Origin of the sequence: Pseudomonas sp. AF03-9, assembly GCF_020515815.1 — a bacterium.
Classification (GTDB): Bacteria; Pseudomonadota; Gammaproteobacteria; order Pseudomonadales; family Pseudomonadaceae; genus Aquipseudomonas.
In genome coordinates this window covers 125,766-144,369 of record NZ_JAHPJF010000010.1, presented here as the reverse complement: position 1 = coordinate 144,369, position 18,604 = coordinate 125,766, and the positions used below count along the sequence as shown (strand labels likewise).

Here is an 18,604-nt window from a genome sequence, read left to right as displayed (position 1 = left end):
CCACTGACCGGAACATTCCTTCAAGGAGTCTTTCTCCCGTGAATAGTTACGTAAAGACGGCATTGGCTGTCGTAATGTCGGCGTGCACCTTTTCCATAGCCGTTGCACAGGACAAGGTCATCAGCGTTGGGCTCAACGGTGATATCCGTAGCACCGACCCAGGCGTCAACCGCGATGACAACACCGACGCGGTGATGATGCATATCGTCGAAGGGTTGGTGGCGTACCGTGAAGACACCAGCATCGCCCCGATGCTGGCGAGCGCGGTTGACGTTTCGGCGGATGGCCTGCGCTACACCTTTACCCTGCGTGACGGCGTGCACTTCCACAACGGCCAGCTATTGACGGCCAAGGATGTGCAATGGACTTGGCAGCGCTACCTGGCCCCCAAGACTCAGTGGCGTTGCCTGGCAGAGTTCGATGGGCGCGGTGCGGCCAAGATCGTTGATATCGCCAGCCCCGACCCCAAGACCGTGGTATTCACCCTGGATCAGGCCAATGGCTTGTTCCTGGCTGCCATGGCGCGCCCGGATTGTGCGGGCAGCGGCATCCTGCATCCAGACTCCCTGGCCGCGGATGGCAGTTGGCGCGCACCGATTGGCACAGGGCCGTTCACGCTGGGCAGATGGCAGAAGGGCCAATACGTCGAACTGGATCGCTTCAAGCAATACACCCCGCGTGCCGAAGACAAGGCGGACGGTTACACCGGCAACAAGCAGGCGTTTGTCGACACGGTGCGGTTCGAGGTTATCCCCGATTCGGCCTCGGCCAAGGCGGCGCTGCTGTCGGGTGGCGTGGACCTGCTGCCCGACGTGACCGCAATGGATGCTGCGCAACTCAAGCAGGTCAAGAACCTGCAGATCCAGGTCAGCCCGATCATGACCATCAGCGGGCTGTTGTTCCAGACTCGCGACCCGTTGCTCAAGGACGTGCGCATCCGTCGTGCAGTGGCATTGTCGCTGGATTACGCGCAGATGGTTGCGGCGTTGTCCGATGGTTTGTCGGTGGTCAACAATTCAATCATTCCCACGGCGAGCCCGTACTACGACGCCACCGCACACAAGGGTTATACCTATAACCTCGACGAGGCCCGGCGCCTGTTGAAGGAAGCCGGCTACGGCGGTGAAAAGATCCGAATGCTGGTCAACAAGCGCTATCCGCAGATGTTTGACATGGGTTTGCTCAGCCAGGCCATGACCCAAGCGGCAGGGTTGAACATCGAGATGGAAACCCTAGAGTGGGGCACCCAGTTGGAGCGTTACCAGACGGGTAGCTACCAGATGATGTCGTTCTCCTACTCGGGACGTTTCGATGCGGCGCAAAGCTACGAATCAGTGATCGGCGACAAGGACAAGGAGCCGCGCAAGGTCTGGGACAACCCCGAAGCCCTGGCCATATTGCGCGAGGCCCAGCGTGAAGTTGACCCAACCAAACGCCGTTCATTGTTCGACAGGCTGCACACGCTGATGCTCAAGGATGTGCCCATGGTGGTTATCTACAACGGCACTGCCATCGGCGCCATGGGCAAGCGCGTCGAAGGGTATCGTTCCTGGCCTGTTGCCAAGCCGCGCCTGTGGGGCGTGACGCTGCTCGACACTTCCAAGTAAGGCGTAGCGCTATGTTTCGATTCATATTGCATAGGCTCGGCATGGCGGTGCCGACCCTGTTGCTGATCTCGGTGATTGTGTTTGCCTTGATCCGTCTGATCCCCGGCGACCCGGCGCTACTGATGCTGGGCGACATGGCCGACCCGCAAAGTCTTGCCGATATGCGCAGCAGCCTGGGGCTTGATCACTCGGTGGTGACCCAGTACCTGATCTGGATTAAATCGGTACTCAGTGGTGACCTCGGTGTATCCATCAGCAGCCGCCAGCCGGTGCTGGAGTTGCTGCTCGAGCGCTTCAGCGTGAGTGCGACCGTGGTGCTGGTGGCGGTATTGCTGGCGACTGTGCTCGCAGTCCCGGTGGGCTTGCTCGCCGCCTGGAAGCAAAACAGTGCGATGGACCTGGGCCTGGTGGCCACGGCAACGTTGTTGCTGTCGGTACCCAGCTTCTGGTTGGGGTTGTTGCTGCTGTATGTCTTCGGCATTCAATTGGGCTGGTTGCCGGTGATCGGGTACGTCGGCTTTGCCACTGACCCGATGAAAGCGCTGACCTATGTGGTGCTGCCGATCGTCACCCTGACGCTGGTGGAGTTCGGGGCCATTGCCCGGATGGCACGGGCCAGCACCATTGAGGTGCTGCGCCTGGAGTACATCGCCCATGCCAGGGCCAAGGGGTTGTCGGAAGGTGCGGTGCTGTGCAGGCACGCCTTGCGCAACGCGTTTGCGCCGACCTGGACCCTGATTGGCCTGATCCTTGGCAACTTGCTCGGCGGCATTGCGGTGCTGGAAACGGTGTTCACCCTGCCAGGTATCGGCCGGTTGATGGTCGATGCGATTTTCTCCCGCGACTACCCGGTGTTGCAGGGTTGCCTGCTGCTGGTCACCTGTATCTACGTGTTGGTCAACCTGCTGGTGGATCTGCTGTATCCGCTGTTCGATCCAAGGGTGAAGCTATGAACCTCAAGACTCCTGCCTTGCCCCCCGTGGCGGCGATCACGCCTCGGCGGCGCCGGCGTTACCCGCCGCTGAACGCCCTGATCGGCGGCAGCCTGCTCGCGGCACTGGTGTTGCTGGCATTGCTCGGCGTGGTGTGGACACCTTACGACCCGCTCAAATTGGACCTGCTCTCACGCCTGCACGCACCGAGCGCCTTGCATTGGCTGGGCACCGACGAATTTGGCCGCGATGTGTTCAGCCGGCTGATCATCGGTGCGCGCACCAGCCTGTGGATCAGCCTGCTCTCGGTCAGCGTGGCGGTGATCTGCGGCACGCTGATCGGCATGCTCGCCGGTTACCTGCGCGGCTGGACCGACCGGCTGCTGATGATGCTCAACGATGCGTTGCTGGCATTCCCCGGCATCCTTATGGCCCTGGGCATCATGGCCATTGTCGGCGCCAGCCAGTACGGCATCGTGCTCGCCCTGGGTATCGCCTACACCCCTTCGGTGGTGCGGGTGGTACGTGGCAGCGTGCTGTCGCTGCGTGAGTTGGAGTTCATCGAGGCTTCGCGGGTGATCGGCAACTCCGAGCTGTACACCATGTTCCGTCACATCACCCCCAACTGTCTGGCGCCGCTGTGTGTGTTGGCCACCAGCATGTTTGGCTGGGCGCTGCTCTCGGAGAGTGCGCTGAGTTTCCTCGGCCTTGGGGTTCCACCGCCGGCCGCGACCTGGGGCAGCATGCTCTCGGCAAGCCGCACTTATATCTCGACGGCGCCTTGGCTGGGGATCTTCCCGGGCATCTTTATCAGCCTGACGCTGCTGGCTATCAATCTGTTCGGCGATGCCTTGCGTGATCGTCTCGACCCGCGCATGAGGAAATGAGCATGAGCGTTCCAGTGCCTTTACTGGCCGTTGAAAATCTACAGATTCGCGTCGGCGTGGACGGTCCGCTGGCCGTTGATGACTTCAGCTTCACCATGGCCCCCGGCGAAATCGTCGCACTGGTGGGCGAGTCGGGCAGCGGCAAGACCATGGCCGCGCGAGCTGCCATTGGCTTGCTGCCAGCACCGATGCAGGTGTGCGGTGGGCGCATCATCTTCCAGGGGCAGGCGCTGGACAGCAGCAATGCCAAGGCCATGCGTAAAGTGCGGGGTGCACGCATCGGCATGGTGTTCCAGGAACCGATGGTCTCGCTCAACCCCGCGCTGACCATCGGCCGGCAGATGAGCGAGGCACTCAAACTGCATACCACGCTGGATGCGGCGACGATCCATGAGCGCTGCATCGCCATGCTGCAACGCATCGGCATCAAGGACGCCGAAAAGTGCCTGGCATCCTATCCGCACCAGTTCTCCGGTGGCATGCGCCAACGGATCATGCTGGCCTCGGTGATGCTGCTGCGCCCGGCACTGCTGATTGCCGACGAACCCACCACGGCCCTGGATTGCCTGGCGCAACTGGACGTGATCGAGTTGATGCTGGAACTGACCCGCGAGCAGGGCACCGCAATTCTGTTTATCAGTCACGACCTGTCCCTGGTGGCGCGTTACGCCCACAAAGTCGTGGTGATGCGCTCGGGCAAGGCAGTAGAGCAGGGTCGTATCGAAGACATCCTCTTTGCCCCCAAGGCCGAATACACCCGGCAACTGCTTGAAGCGCTGCCACGGCGCGGGGAACTGGTGCCAGTGCCGGCGGCCGACAACGCGTTGTTGCAGGTCCGGGATGTGTGTATCGAACACCCGGGGCCGCGCAGTTTCTGGGGCCGCAGCGTGCCCAAGCGCGTGGTGCACTCGGTGAACCTGAGTATCGCGCCGGGCGAGACCCTGGCCCTGGTTGGTGGCAGCGGTTCGGGCAAGACCACCCTCGGGCGCGCGGTCGTCGGGTTGGTCAACCCGTGTGCCGGGGCGATCCTGTTCCAGGGAGTGGACATCCTCAAAGCCGCCAACCGGGCACATCGCCTGCAATGCCAGATGATCTTCCAGGATCCGTATTCGTCCCTCGACCCGCGCATGACCGTCGGGCAGATCCTCGCCGAGCCGCTGCGCCATGAACCAGCCCTGACGGCCGCGCAAAAGCGTCAGCGGGTCACCGACACGCTGGTTGATGTGGGCTTGCCCGAACAGTTTCGCGAGCGCTTTGCCCATCAGCTCTCCGGTGGCCAGCGCCAGCGCGTGGCGATTGGCCGGGCGTTGGTGCGCCGGCCCAAACTGGTGATTGCCGACGAGCCGATCTCGGCACTGGACATGACCATCCAGAAGCAGATCCTCGAACTGTTCGAGCGCTTGCAGCGCCAATACGGCTTTGCCTGCCTGTTCATTTCCCACGATCTCTCGGCGGTGGAACGCATCGCCCACCGTGTCGCGGTGATGAACCAGGGCGAAGTGGTCGAAATGGGCCCGCGTGACACGATTTTCGACGCCCCACAACACCCTTACACCCGTCGGCTACTCGCCGCGGCCAGCCCCTTGGAGAAACGTGCGGACGGCAGTTACCGCCTCCGTGCCAGTGTGATTTAGGTACTGCTGCACCCCAGGCCACGGCATTGAAACCCAACCCTTCGCAAATCGACGATTTGCGAAGCGGGCGAAGCCATGGCTGAAGAAAACAAAAACAACCCCATTCAACCTGTCTGCCAGGAACCTACACATGAATAACCGCATCAACAAAGTTGTCGCCAGTGCCAGCGTCATGGGCGCCGGTTTCATGCCCTTGTTTGCCCAGGCCGACTTCGTCGCCGACAGCAAAGCGGCGCTGGAGTTGAAGAACTACTACTTCAACCGCGACTACCGCGAGTCCAGCGGGCAGAACAAGCGTGCCGAGTGGGCGCAGGGTTTTATCCTCAAGCTCGAGTCGGGCTTTACCGACGGTACCGTGGGCTTTGGCCTGGACGCTGTGGGTATGTTGGGTATCAAGCTCGATTCCAGCCCTGACAACTCCGGTACCGGGCTGCTGGCACGCTCCAGCACGGCCGAGCCAGGCTCCCCCAGCTACGCCCGCCGAGCCCATGACAACTACTCAAAACTGGGCCTCACCGGCAAGGCGCGCCTGGGCAAAAGCGAGTTGCGCGTGGGTTACATGGTGCCTGACCTGCCGACGCTGCAGCCGAACCTGAGCCGCCTGTTCCCGCAGAGCTTCAGCGGTACTGCACTGACCTCCAAGGACATCGACAAGCTGACACTGACCGCCGGCCAACTGGACCAGGTCAAGCAGCGCGACTCAACCCATTACGAAGATATGGGGCTTACCAGCCAGTACGGCGCTTACAAAAGCAGCGCGAAAAGCGATGAATTTCGCTACGCCGGTGGCGAGTACGCACTCACGCCAACGACCGTCGTGACCTACCAGTTCGCGCAACTGGAAAGCCTGTACCAACAGCATTACCTGGGCTTGAAAAACAGCTTCAAGTGGGGCCCGGGCACGTTCAAGACCGATGTCCGCTACTTCAGCGCCAGTGAAGACGCTGCGGCCCTGGCCGGCAAGGTGGATAACCGGGCGTTGAGCACGCGCATCGGCTATGGCCTCTACGGCCACAACCTCAGCGGCGGTTACCAGGAACAGTACGGTTCGACGCCGTTCACCTATGTGGACGGCACCAACACCTACCTGTTCACCGAGTATCAACTGGCCAACTTCTCCCAGACCGGCGAGCGCGTGTGGCATGCCCGCTATGACTATGACTTCGCCTCGCTGGGCATTCCGGGCCTGCTGTTCTCGACGCGGTATGCCAAGGGCGACAACGCCAAGGTCATTGGCTTTAACGGCGAAGGACGCGAATGGGAGAGGGACGTGAGCCTCGGCTATGTGGTGCAGAGCGGCACGTTCAAGGATGTCTCGCTGCGTTGGCAGAACGCCAGCGCCACGAGCAACTTCGCCCGTGACACCAACGAAAACAGAGTGATCCTGGGCTACACCGTGGCGCTCTGGTAGCGGGAATGGCGTGCAACAGGCACAGCCTGTTGCACGCACAAGCAGTGGAAATGAGGGGATAGATCAGATGACGAGTTTGCCGTTGCGGCGGGCATCGCCCAGTCAACAACGCGTATCGGCGCGTGGCGTAAGTGATTTCATCGAAGCGGTGAACGCTGCGGACCTGGAGTTGCACAGCTTCATGCTGTACCGCGATGGCGCGGTGGTAGCTGAAGCGTTTTGGGCGCCTTATTGCGCCGCACGCCTGCACGTCCAGCATTCGGCGACCAAAAGCTGGGTGTCCATGGCCGTCGGGCTGCTGGTGGATGACGGCGCGCTGTCGTTGGATGCCAAGGTGGTGGATTTTTTTGCCGCCGATTGCCCGGCATCCATCAGCGCCAACCTGGCGGCCATGACCGTGCGGGATTTGCTGACAATGCGCACCGGCCATCGCCAGGGCATCTCGGGTGGCGCCTGGCGTGGGCGCAGTGACAGTTGGGTGCGGTTGTTCCTCAACGAGCCGGTCGAAGACCCGCCAGGGCACCGGTTTATCTATAGCAGTGCGTCGAGCTTCATGCTCTCGGCGATTGTCAGCGTGGTCAGTGGTCAGACGGCGTTCGAGCTGTGCAACGCACGTATTTTCCAACCCATGGGCATGGGCCCCATCGAGTGGGACCTGGCACCTGACGGTTTCAACACCGGTGGCAATGGCCTCAGTTGCCGCACCGAAGACTTGCTCAAGTTCGGCGTATTGCACTTGCAACACGGCCATTGGCAGGGGCAGCAATTGTTGTCCCGGGAATGGGTGGCCCAAGCGACCCGTGGGCACGTCGATGATGTATGGATGGGCGCCTTCGATGGCAAGCGCTACCTGAGCCGCGACGAGTCCAGCGACGCCTCTGTCACGCGCCGCGAAGGCTACGGCTTCCAGTGGTGGATGACCCTGCACGGTGGGTATTACGCCTCCGGCGTGTTTGGCCAGCAGTGCATTGTGTTACCTCGCCATAACACGGTGATTGCGTTTACCGCGGGGCTTGCCCTGGGCGAGCGGCGCTTGCACAGCTTGCTCTGGGAGCATCTTTTGCCCGCGCTGGACGTACCCAGCGAAGGCTCGTTGGATGCCGGGCTGGCGGCGCTGCTGGCGCGTCAACAGCGGCCGGTCATGTCTGGCGCCGCGAGCTCGCCGCGCCAGGCTCAATTCAGCGGTACGTTTGTCATGCAGGCCAACGAAGACCAGGTCAGCCAAGTGCGCCTGGAGTTCGGGCCCGAGCATTGTGACTTTTACCTCACCGACCCCCGTGGCACCCATTGCATCCGTGCCGGGCTGAGCGCCGGCATCGAAACCCAGACCAGCATGACCGGCCACTATCTGCATCACCAATACCAGCCGCAACTCACCCCGGTGGTGGCGCAGGCGCGCTGGACCGAAGACGGGGTGTTGAGCATGACCTGGCAGTTTGTCGAGACGGCGTTTTGTGATCGGGTCACCTGCCGTCTCGAACACGGCACCTTGTACGTGGACCGCAGCGTCAACGTAAACGCAGGCCCATTGCAGCGCCCGACGCTGACCGGCCATCCAACCATCGCTTTGCAGGAGTCGCCATGACCGATCTTTCCAACCCTTCAGTTTCCGCGCGGGGCGCGTTCTGGGCGCCATTTACGCCGATGCGCCAGTTCCAGCAACAACCGATGATGTTCGCCAGCGCCGAGGGTATGCACTACACCACCACCGATGGGCGCCGCGTACTCGACGCAATGGCGGGGCTATGGTGCGTGAATGCCGGGCATGGCCAGCCGAAAATCGTCGAAGCCATTCGCGAAGCGGCGGGGCGCCTGGACTTTGTCTCGTCGTTCAAGATGAGCCACCCCCAGGCCCTGGAAATGGCCGAGCGCTTGATCGACGTCAGCCCCGCTGGTATGGAGCAGGTGTTCTTCACCAACTCCGGCTCTGAAGCGGTGGATACCGCGCTGAAGATCGCGCGGGCGTATCACCAAGCGCGTGGTGATTGCCGCCGTACCAAGTTTATCGGGCGTGCCAAGGGCTACCATGGCATGGGTTTCGGTGGGCTGTCGGTATCCGGTATCGGCCGCCAGAAACGTGACTTTGGCCCACTGCTGGGGGAGGTCTCGCACCTGCCATTGCCGTATGACGCGGGCATGCGTTTCAGCGTCGGGCAGCCGCAGCAGGGCGCCAGTTACGCTGATGCGCTGACACAACTGCTGGACATCCAGGACCCGAGCACCGTGGCCGCGGTGATTGTCGAGCCGGTGACCGGCTCCGGTGGGGTTTATCCGCCGCCCCAAGGCTACCTGCAACGCTTGCGCGAGATTTGCACACGGCACGGCGTGCTGTTGATTTTCGACGAGGTCATCACGGGCTTTGGCCGCGTCGGCGCTCCCTTTGCCGCGCAAGCCTTCGGCGTACTGCCGGACCTGATCACCACCGCCAAGGGCCTGACCAACGGCGCCGTGCCCATGGGCGGCGTGCTGGTCAGTGGAGCGGTGTATGAAGCGTTCATGGCCGGGCCGCAGAATGTCATCGAACTGATGCACGGCTACACCTATTCAGCCCATCCACTGGCGTGTGCGGCCGGGTTGGCCACCCTCGAGGTGCATCGTGAACTGGGCATCAACCAGCACGTCAGCGCGGTGAGTGGGCTGTGGCAGTCGACCGCACTCGCGCTGCAGGGCATCGGCCCGGTGCTGGACGTACGCGCGATCGGTTTGCTCTGCGCGGTCGAACTCGAGCCGCGCCCTGGTTTCCCCGGTGCGCGTGGCAGCGAGGTTGCGCAGTGGTGCTTCGACAACGGCGTGCTGGTACGCGGCTCGGGCGACACCATTGTGATTTCGCCGCCGCTGGTGATCAGCCCGCAGGAGATCGCCCAGGTGTTCGACACCCTGGCCAGTGCCCTTAAACACGTCGCCTGAAGGGAGTCCAAGGTATGTCGGATCTGTTTGAGTTCTACATTGACGGTGCCTGGGTCAAGCCTCACGGTACGGCCATTGAGCCCGTGGTAAATCCGTCCACCGAGCAGGTGGTTGCGCGCATCAGCCTTGGCGACAGCCACGATGTGGACCGCGCAGTCGGCGCGGCCAGGCAAGCGTTTGCCGGGTTCGCAGCAAGTTCGCTTGAGGCGCGTGTCGACCTGCTGCAACGCATTATCCAGGCCTACAAACTCCACAGCGAAGCGCTGGTCGAAGCGGTTCACCTGGAAATGGGAGCGCCGCTGTCCCTGGCCCGCAGTGCGCATGTGCCGGCAGGCCTGGGCCATCTGGTGCAGGCGCTGGAAGTGCTACGCGATTATCGCTTCGAACGCCGCGTGGGCCAGACGCTAGTGGTGCGTGAGCCTATCGGCGTGTGCGCCCTGATCACCCCCTGGAACTGGCCACTCAATCAACTCACCTGCAAGCTCGCACCCGCCCTGGCGGTGGGCTGCACCGTCGTACTCAAGCCAAGTGAGTGTGCGCCGTTGTCGGCCCATATCGTCGCGCAAATCCTGCATGAGGCCGGGGTGCCGAAGGGGGTGTTCAACCTGGTCAACGGTAATGGGCCGGTGGTTGGCGCTGCGCTGGCCAGCCATGCCGAGGTGGATATGGTGTCGTTTACCGGCTCGACCCGCGCCGGCATCGCAGTGGCAAAGGCGGCGGCCGATACAGTCAAGCGTGTGTCCCAGGAGCTGGGCGGCAAATCCGCGAATATTCTGCTCGACGACGCCTATCTGCCTAGCGCGGTGCGTCACGGGTTACAGGCGTGCATCCGTAACAGTGGCCAGTCGTGCAATGCGCCGACGCGCCTGCTAGTACCGCGCGCGCAGCAACAGGCCGTGATTGATATCGTCCAGGAAGTGCTGGCGCAGGTGTGTTTCGACGACAGCCAGCCGACCTGCGCCATCGGCCCTGTGGCGAACGCCCTGCAGTTTGAGCGGGTTCAGGCCATGATCGTTCAGGCCATCGCCGAGGGTTCGCGATTGATCGCCGGAGGGCTGGGACGACCACGGGGGATTGAGCGCGGGTACTACGTGCAACCTACGGTATTTGCCGACGTCACCCCGGACATGCTCGTGGCGCGTGAAGAAATCTTCGGCCCGGTCCTGGCGATCATGCCGTACGACAGCGAAGCCGAGGCGATAGCCATCGCGAACGACAGCCCTTATGGCTTGTCAGGTTACGTCACTTCGACCAGCCTCGAACGCAGCCGCAGGGTTGCGCGGCAACTGCGCACCGGCATGGTCCATCTCAATGGTGCCCGGGCCGACCAGGCCGCGCCGTTTGGCGGCTACAAGCAGTCGGGTAATGGCCGGGAATGGGGTGAGTGGGGGTTTGAAGAATACCTGGAGAGCAAGTCGTTGTTTGGGTATTAACGGCTTGAGCGACAGGCGACGGGGCGGTATTTGTGTAGTGCGAGTCGCAGTGCGCGCGCGAGTAGGGTCTGGCGTTTACCCTCGATAGAGAAACCCCGATGACTCTCACTTCGACACCCCCGGCGGCCATGCGCCAGGTGCATATCGAACAGGTGCTGAACCTGTTCGACGACCCTCCCTCGTTGACAACCGTCGCCGCAGACTGTGCCCAGGCCTACCTGGACCAGTACTGTGCGGGACGCAATTATTCTGCGCGTTTGATTTACCTGGCCACACCCGACGGCCCGTATCGTTCCTTGCCCGACTTGGTGATGGCGCGTCTGGCAGCCGCGCGGCCCACGTTGTTGGCCGAGGGCTACCAGCATGTGGTGCAGCGAGTCCGGGAAACCTATGCGCCGGGCGGCCCAAGCCTGGCGGAGCTGGAAGGCCTGATCAACCGCTGCGGGGCGCGCCTGCTGGGGTTTTTTTCACGGCGTCTGCAAGCGTGGTGGAACGAGCCGCTGCCGTTGCACATGACGCGTTGGGGCCACCTGGCCGATGAGTTGCTGGCGTTGCTCTACGACTCGCCCCCGCCGCCGGGCATGAGCGCGGAGTGCTTCGCCCGGGTCTTTCCCAGGTCGGCGTTGCATGGCCGCCGTCCCAATCGGGAGTGGTCGGCCCATGGCCCGGCACTGAGGGTACAAACGCTGCACCTGCGCCGCGGGGCGTCGGTGCAGATGCTGGCGCTGCTCCTGCTGCAAACTGCCACGCAGACGTTCTTGTTCAGCCCGGCCTGCGGTGTGCAGCGCCTGGACACTCCGGACAGCCTGCCAGCGCTGTTGCCGGCCTACGCCAGCCCGTTGCTTGCAGGCGCGGGCGGGCAATGGTTCGCCGTCGAGGTGCAGGGCGATCCCTTCGACGCGCTGGCGGCCAGTTACCTGGCGTTGCAGTTGCAAGAGATTGCGTTGCTTGACCCGCGGGTGCCGCGCTCCGTCGAGGATTATCAGGCGCTACTGGGCATGATCACCGACAGCCGCCGCTGGTTTGTAGCGGCCCTCAGTCCGCGTCAGCAGACGTTGCGCGAGCAACTGCCGTTATGGCTGGTCCATGCCACGCCCGATCAGTGCATCGCCTACGCGCAATTGCTGCAAGCGTTGGTGCTCGCCCGCCAGCACAGCGGTGCGCGGCATTTTCTCAACGGTATCCCCTCGTTGCAGGGCTATGCCAACGAGCGCTTGCAAGCCTGTTTGCGAAAGGACGCACGCGCCACGGCGCTGAGCCCCGCCGATATTCGCTTGACCTTTGAGCGGGTGATTGCCGCCGCAGTGCCGGTGCCGGGAGGTTTTATCGCCGGGCAGGTGGAGCGCTTCCACGTCAGCCTGACGGAGTGGGCCCTCGAGAACCTGGTGGGCTTTGCCCACACCGTCAAAGCGATTCGCCTCAAGGGCGAGCCTGCGCCCGCCTGGTTGAGCTATGAGCTGCTCCAGCGTTGCGTGACCGAGGCCGACATCGGACAGCGGTATCCGGCATTGCTCAAACAGCAATTGATTGGTAACCCCAATCGACGTCAATTGTTCAGCCTGCAATTGCGCGTGCAGCTGCCGATGCAGGCCCTGGAATGGCAAATCAAGGGTGAGCATGGGCTGACCCAGGCAGGTTTTCGCCGCTTGCGGGCTGCGCTGCAACCCAGTGCGACGTCCGACGCATTCTGGCCCTTGGCGTTCAAGGCCGTCGCCGGGGCGACGGCGGATGAAGTGGCCAATATGTTCATCATTGGCCCTCGGCAAGGCGAGGCCGGCCCCCACTTGCTCTATCGGCCTTTGTTCGAGCCGCCGCTACAGGAGTTCCCATCGCTGAATGCCTTGTTCGAGGCGATCCGGCAACCCGGTGCGCTGCAAGACAGCGTGCTGACCTGGCTGGCGCCCCTGCGTCAGGCGGTCTACGCCAATGGTGGGTTTGACGAGCCGCGCACTCAGCATTTTCTGCAGGGCGATGAGTTCACGCGTTATGAACAACCGGCACCGGCACAGCTGAGCAAGTCAGTGCTTGTCGGCGACCCCACTGATCACCTGTTCACGGCCATGGCTCAAGCCTTGGCAAGCCTGGCTGAGCGTCAGACGGTGTCGAACGCCGAACAGCGCTGGGCCAGCCTCAAGCAGGTCGGCTGGTTGTTGTTCGGCACCCTGCAACCCCTGCTCACCGGGCCGCTGATGCTGGTGGGGTGGCTGGTGCAGTTGGTCGACAGCGCCCGGCAGGACATCGTCGCCTTGCAGGGCACCGACGAGCAGGCCAAAAATGCCGCACTGATCGATCTGCTGGCCAACCTGATGGTGGTCGTGGCGCACCAGGCCACACCCCATGACGCGCGGCGCCACCTGGAGGTAGAGCACCCGGTATTTGCGCCGTTGGCCCTTGCGGAACCGACGCCCCTGCCGCCTGTACGGATCGCGCCCCCTGCGCAGTTCCTCACGCCGTCGGGCTGGGCCAATGCCCGCGACACCCTCACGCCAGAGATGTGGGCACGCCTGCAACGGTTCAGCCTGCACAGCTTTCCAGCGCCCTGGCCCGTGGCCTTGGAAGGCGCTGAAACCAGCGGGCCCTGGCAAGGACTGGTGCGCGACACACACCGCACTCCACCGCGTTGGCATGCACTGGTGCAAGGGCATAAATTCCGCGTGCGCATGGAACATGGACGCGTGCGGGTGATCAGTGCGGATGGCATGCACCGGGGGCCGTGGCTCAAAGCCGTGGGGCAAGGGCGCTGGGAGGTTGACCTGCAATTGCGCCTGCTCGGTGGCGCCGGAGATGGCGCTATCGAGCCTGTCGACAACCGCCAGGTTCTTGAAAACCAATACCGTCAGGCCACACAGAAACGCGCTCGCGCCCAGGGCGCCATGGAACTCGCCCGCACGTTGGCCAACAAGCCCGCCGATGAAGTCACCGAGCAACAGCGCACTCAGGCCCAGGCCCGCTACTTCAAGGCCTTGGAAGAAAAACTGGAGCTTTGCCAGGACGAGTTGCAGCTGCTCAGGCGCCTGCGCGACCACGGGCCGCGGCCGCGCTACGAAGAGGAACTGAGTCAGATACTGGAGTCGATCATTCTGACGATACAGTTGTTGGATGCCGACAGCCGCACACGCATGCATCTGCGCAACCTGCAATTGCGACCATTGCTGGAGGCCGGCGACGAACAGACCCATGCCGAACTGAACCAGGGCCTGCGTGAGCTGGCAGTCATCCACGACAAGGTGATTCGTTGGCGCATCCTGGAACAGCGCTACCTCGACGAGCTTCGCCAAGTGCCCCGACTCGGCCGCGACAAGGCCCGGGCGCTGGCAGCATTGATGCCGGTGCGCCCGTCGGTCCTCGACCTGCAGTCCTTGCAGCTCACCACGTTATGGGGCCTGGCCATCGACGTGCCGGGCCTGCCCTTCGAAGATGATCTTTTCGAGAACATGAGCACCACAGTCGACCGTGCCCGCTGGGCCAGCCGCTCCCTGGCCGAGTTGTCGCAGGTGCACAGCAGCGAGGCTGAACGCGTTGAATTGCTCGACAGCATCGACCATGTGTTTGCGCAGACCGATGATCGCATTGAATTCTGGCGTGCCATGGAGCCGGACAGGTTCAACCTCGCGTACCTGCAGCAGCTTCAAGAGTTGTTGGCCACCCTGCACCGTAACGTGGAACAACAACTGGCGGGGTTGCTGCAGCCGCAGGCGCAAGAGGTGTTCAAAGCCCCACCTGAAACCTCGGGCAAACGGCGCAACAAGATCATCCGCACCCGCAATCACGACCTGTATGTAGCGCGTATGAGCCCAGAACCCACAGGCGTAGATACCGCTCAGATGCTGGATGCGGCCGGCAGCGTCATCGGTTCATTCACCGAGGCCGAGGACGGCGTCTGGGACCTGGAAAACGTCACACCACCCGCGCGGCCCGATCCCGAACTCAATAGCCTGTTGAAAAAGGCCAACCTGTTGCTGGGAGAAACCGATAAAGCCATCGCCCATGTTGAAGCGATGGTCGACAAGGCCAATGACGCGGCATCCCTGCAAGAACTACTGGACGCTCAGGCCCGCAGCCGTTCATGGGCGGCCGAGGCCATTGGCCGAAAACTGCGCGGCCTGGACAACGCGCGGCTGGCGGCGGTGCAGCAGGCCAATGCGCGGACGGCCGAGGCGAGCTTGCGGGCAGCGGTGGCAAAGCTCGAAGCGGCAGGGCTGAGCGCACGCTTGCGCGCCACGCGCAATAAAACGCTGACCCAAACCGACGTGGCTTTTTTGCATAGCCACAACGAAGTGCGCGTTCATCGCCAAGGCGCCCGGGTAAAGCTCAAGGGCGATGATTTTTTGCAGGTGTATGCCGTGAATGATGTCCACACCGGCAAGCCGTTGTGCTTCGCGCACTTTCACTACGGGCGCAGTGAAGGCCCGGATGATCACTTCACCGCTGCTCACCTCAAGAGTCCGGAACAGGAACGCCTGGGCCGCCAGGCACAGGCCGCAGTCGAAGCCGAGGCCTTCGCGCGCATGCGCACCGGGCAGACCGGGCGAGTGCAGCAAACCCTCGAGATCCGGCGTGCGCAGATCGGGCTAGCCTTGGCTCGCCAGTTGTTTTTCAGCGTCGACTGAGGGCACGCACTGGGTATGGCCGTCAGGTTGCAGATACGGCAACAGGATCGGCGCCATGCCCTTGAGTACCTGCACCGGCAACGCCGACGTGAAGGTGAAGTGCTCGGCGGACTGGCCGGGCACAAACGCGGTCAGCGTGCCGAAGTGGTGCTCGCCCAGGTAGAACACAAAGGTCGCGGTGCGGTTGATGGATTTGGAACTGAGGATGCGCCCACCGGCACCAATCGCCTCGATACGGTTGTCGCCGGTGCCGGTCTTGCCGCCCATGGCCAGCGGCGTGCCGTCGGCCAGCTTGAAACTGCCGGCGACACGCTTGGCGGTGCCGGCGTCCACCACCTGGGACAAGGCGCCGCGCAACGCCCTGGCCACTTCCACCGGGATCACCTGCCTGCCGGGCGCCGGGTCGTTGACCACCTGGGTTTCGTACGGTGTCCCGGCGGCGAAGTGCAGGGTGTCGATGCGTAGCACTCTGGGGCGCACGCCGTCATTGAGGATGATGCCCATCAGTTCCGCCAACGCCGCCGGGCGGTCGCCGGAGCTGCCGATGGCGGTGGCCAGCGACGGCACCAGGTGGTCGAAGGGATACCCCACGGCTTTCCAGCGCTGATGAATATCCAGGAACGCCTCGATCTCCAGCATGGTGCGGATGCGGCTATCCCGCGCGCTTTGGTGGCGGCTCTTGAACAGCCAACTGTAGACCTCCTGGCGTTCGAACTGGCTGGCCTTGACGGCGTCGCTGAAGGTCGCGTCGGGATGGTTGAGCAGGTAGCCCAGCAGCCACAGGTCCAGCGGATGGACCTTGGCGATATAGCCTTGGTCGGGCAGGTCGTAGGCGCCGGGGCCGTAGTCTTGGTAGAGCTTTTCCAGGCGTTCGTCGGTGAGTTTGAGCGGGCTCTGGACGCCCGACATATGTGAGCGCACGAACAGGTTGAAGCTCTCCTGGCTGGCGTTGGGCAGCAGGTAGCGATGCACGGCAGCCAGGCGGATCGGCGTGGGGTGCAGGCTGTCGAGGAAGGTGTCGAGGCGTGCCTGGGTGTCCTTCTTCTGATACTTCTTCCAGAACTTGAGCAGGAAGGTGGTGCCTTCGCGGTCGGCGAAACCGGCGAGGTATTCCTGGCGGCGCGGGTCGTTGTCGTCCTTGAGCAACTCGGCGCTGTTGTTCTCGCCGGAATAGGTGACGTAGCGCACCACATCGCGCATCAGGCGAATGAACGGCAGGTTGATCGACTCGCGCAGGGCGTCGCGCAGGGTCGGGGTGCGGCCGTTGTCCTGGCTGCGGAAGTTATGGAAGGTGTGCAGGCCGCCGCCGGTGAAGAAGCGCTCGCCGGGGTTGGCCGAGTAGGTGCGGTCGAGGGCGGCGTCGAGCATCCGGGCGAGGGATTTGTCCGGCGCCTGGATCAGGTAGTCGACGGCCCAGCGGCTCAGGCGGTCCTGTTCATCCACATTGGCTTTTTTCAGTTCGGCCGGGGCCTGGGCCGCGTATTTGGCGTGCAACTCGCTGATGATTTGCAGGTAGGTGGTGAGCACCCGCAGCTTGGCGGTGGAACCCAGCTCCAGCTTGCTGCCTTCGTTGATGTCGAAGGGTTGGTCGGTGTTGTCGGTTTGTACGCGCACCCGCGAGCCGTCCGGGGTCAGTTCGAACAGGGTGAAGCTGTAGCGCACCTGGGCGGTGCTGGTGGCGGTCAGCAAGCGCTCGCCGAGCAGACCGATCTGGCGTGCGAACTCGGGGTCGGCGAGGTGCTTGAGGTAGCCGCTGACCTGGCCCTGCAATTGCGCTTGCAGGGTGCTGGTGGCCGAGAGGTCCAGGCGGTCCAGGTCGTACAGCGGCCGGTCGAGCAGGGCGGCGAGGCGGCTGCGCGCCACGCTGATGCCCTTGTCTGTTTCGATCGGTTGTACCGTGGGTTGTTGCACCCAGTCGCGGTAGCTGACCTTGCTTGCCAGTGCCGCTTTGAGCAGCGCCGGTTCGATCACGCCACTCTGGGCCAGCAGGCGCAGGTGGCTATCGGTGAGTTGCGCCAGTTCGTCACGGCCCTTGGTCAAGTAATGAGATGGCCGACGCTGGGCGATGATCAATGACAGCACCTCGCGCAGCGCCAGGCCTTGCTCGGCATTCACCGGGCCCCACAGCGCCTGGTTGACCTGGTTGAAGTCGGCGCCGTACCACACCCGCAAACCCTCGGCCATGCCGTGCACTTCACCGTGTCCCGGCACCGCCGACAGCGGCACGCTGTTGAGGTAGTCGCGCAGGATGTTCTGCCGCGCCGCCAGGGTCTCGGGCCCATCGTGGTAGGCGCGTACGGCGGCGGAAAACATCTGCCGCAGTTTTTCGCCGCCGGATACCGTCAGGCCATCCGGCGAGTGGCGGTATTTTTCCAGCTGGGTCGCCAATGTACTGCCGCCGGCACTTTGGCCTGGCAGGTGCAGCAGCTTGGCGACCTGCGACCACGCGGCCTTGGCGAAACGCGGCCAGTCCACGGCGGGGTTGGCCAGGGGTTGGGCGGGGTCGAGCAGGTCACGGTTTTCGATAAACAGCAGGCTGTTGGTCACCAGCGCAGGGATCGCGGCGAAACTGGCGTAGAGCTGCTGCGGGTAGTTGTAGGTGTACAGCGGCGCGCCGCGACAGTCGGTGATCGACAGCCCTGCCTGGATTTTTTCCGCGTAGGGCACGAACAGGCCCTTGGCGCTGTAGTCCATCAACGCCGGGGAAAAACGCGACTGCGCCTGGATCACGTAGCCGCGCTTGAGCAGGCGCGGCAGGAAGGTGTCGAGGTCACTGTAGCCCAGGCGCCGGTCGAATGGCCCGGCACCCGGGTAGTCGATGGCATCGCTGGCGCCGGGCTCGACCTGATAGGTGAGGTTGCGCGCCAGGCGGCTGAGTTCCTGGGCTTGCAGGCGCGAGGTACGCATCTCCTTGGTGGCGGCCACGCCCAGGGCAATCAAGCCCATCAGTACGATCAGCCAGAACAAACGCCAAGCGTAGCGCGGCCTGGGTCTGGTTTTTGATGAAGGCGCTGGGTCCGAACTGCCGTGTACTTTCGCAGCCTTGGTCGAGTCGGTTTGCCACAGTGCGCCCATAGTCGATTGATCCTGCACGCAGATTGATCGGACTTGCTGGAAGCTTAGTCGCTGGGGGCTTGTTGTGAGGGAATTGTGCTTTGTTTGTCGGAAGTTTCTGTGCGAGCG

General features: G+C 63.2%; 10 protein-coding genes. 9 read left to right on the top strand and 1 reads right to left on the bottom strand.

The genetic code is table 11. The features are described 5' to 3' along the window. Positions 1 to 38: 38 nt before the first annotated feature. The 9 genes from LIY36_RS13850 (at position 39) to LIY36_RS13810 (ending at position 15,421) form a co-directional block, all read left to right on the top strand. The gene (locus LIY36_RS13850) at positions 39 to 1,607 is read left to right on the top strand and encodes an ABC transporter substrate-binding protein (RefSeq protein ID WP_226455978.1); all 1,569 of its coding nucleotides are present in this window, start codon (positions 39 to 41) and stop codon (positions 1,605 to 1,607) included. An 11-nt stretch (positions 1,608 to 1,618) separates the two neighbouring features. Further along, positions 1,619 to 2,560 carry an ABC transporter permease gene (locus LIY36_RS13845; RefSeq protein WP_192297386.1) on the top strand — a complete coding sequence of 314 codons (942 nt, stop codon included), beginning with the start codon at positions 1,619 to 1,621 and terminating at the stop codon, positions 2,558 to 2,560. Then, entirely contained in the window at positions 2,557 to 3,426 is an 870-nt protein-coding gene (locus LIY36_RS13840) for an ABC transporter permease (protein WP_192297384.1), read from the top strand. The genes LIY36_RS13845 and LIY36_RS13840 overlap by 4 nt, the downstream gene beginning before the upstream one ends. 2 nt (positions 3,427 to 3,428) lie before the next feature. Then, positions 3,429 to 5,060 carry an ABC transporter ATP-binding protein gene (locus LIY36_RS13835; RefSeq protein WP_226455977.1) on the top strand — a complete coding sequence of 544 codons (1,632 nt, stop codon included), beginning with the start codon at positions 3,429 to 3,431 and terminating at the stop codon, positions 5,058 to 5,060. Between the two features lie 130 nt (positions 5,061 to 5,190). Further along, entirely contained in the window at positions 5,191 to 6,471 is a 1,281-nt protein-coding gene (locus LIY36_RS13830; RefSeq protein WP_192297381.1) for an OprD family porin, read from the top strand. A gap of 67 nt (positions 6,472 to 6,538) precedes the next feature. Beyond that, entirely contained in the window at positions 6,539 to 8,056 is a 1,518-nt protein-coding gene (locus tag LIY36_RS13825) for a serine hydrolase domain-containing protein (protein ID WP_226455976.1), read from the top strand. Next, positions 8,053 to 9,378: an aminotransferase class III-fold pyridoxal phosphate-dependent enzyme gene (locus LIY36_RS13820; RefSeq protein ID WP_192297377.1), complete on the top strand. Its 1,326-nt coding sequence runs from the start codon at positions 8,053 to 8,055 to the stop codon at positions 9,376 to 9,378. Before LIY36_RS13825 ends, LIY36_RS13820 begins: the two co-directional genes overlap by 4 nt. Positions 9,379 to 9,392: 14 nt before the next feature. Then, positions 9,393 to 10,811 carry an aldehyde dehydrogenase family protein gene (locus LIY36_RS13815; RefSeq protein WP_226455975.1) on the top strand — a complete coding sequence of 473 codons (1,419 nt, stop codon included), beginning with the start codon at positions 9,393 to 9,395 and terminating at the stop codon, positions 10,809 to 10,811. A 98-nt stretch (positions 10,812 to 10,909) separates the two neighbouring features. Further along, positions 10,910 to 15,421 (top strand): hypothetical protein, encoded by a 4,512-nt coding sequence (locus tag LIY36_RS13810; RefSeq protein ID WP_226455974.1) that lies wholly within the window; start codon positions 10,910 to 10,912, stop codon positions 15,419 to 15,421. Here LIY36_RS13810 and LIY36_RS13805 read toward each other — a convergent pair. Next, positions 15,383 to 18,496, bottom strand: coding sequence for a transglycosylase domain-containing protein (locus tag LIY36_RS13805; protein ID WP_226455973.1), 3,114 nt, complete (start codon positions 18,494 to 18,496; stop codon positions 15,383 to 15,385). The two genes, LIY36_RS13810 and LIY36_RS13805, sit on opposite strands and share 39 nt — an antisense overlap. Between the last annotated feature and the right edge of the window lie 108 nt (positions 18,497 to 18,604).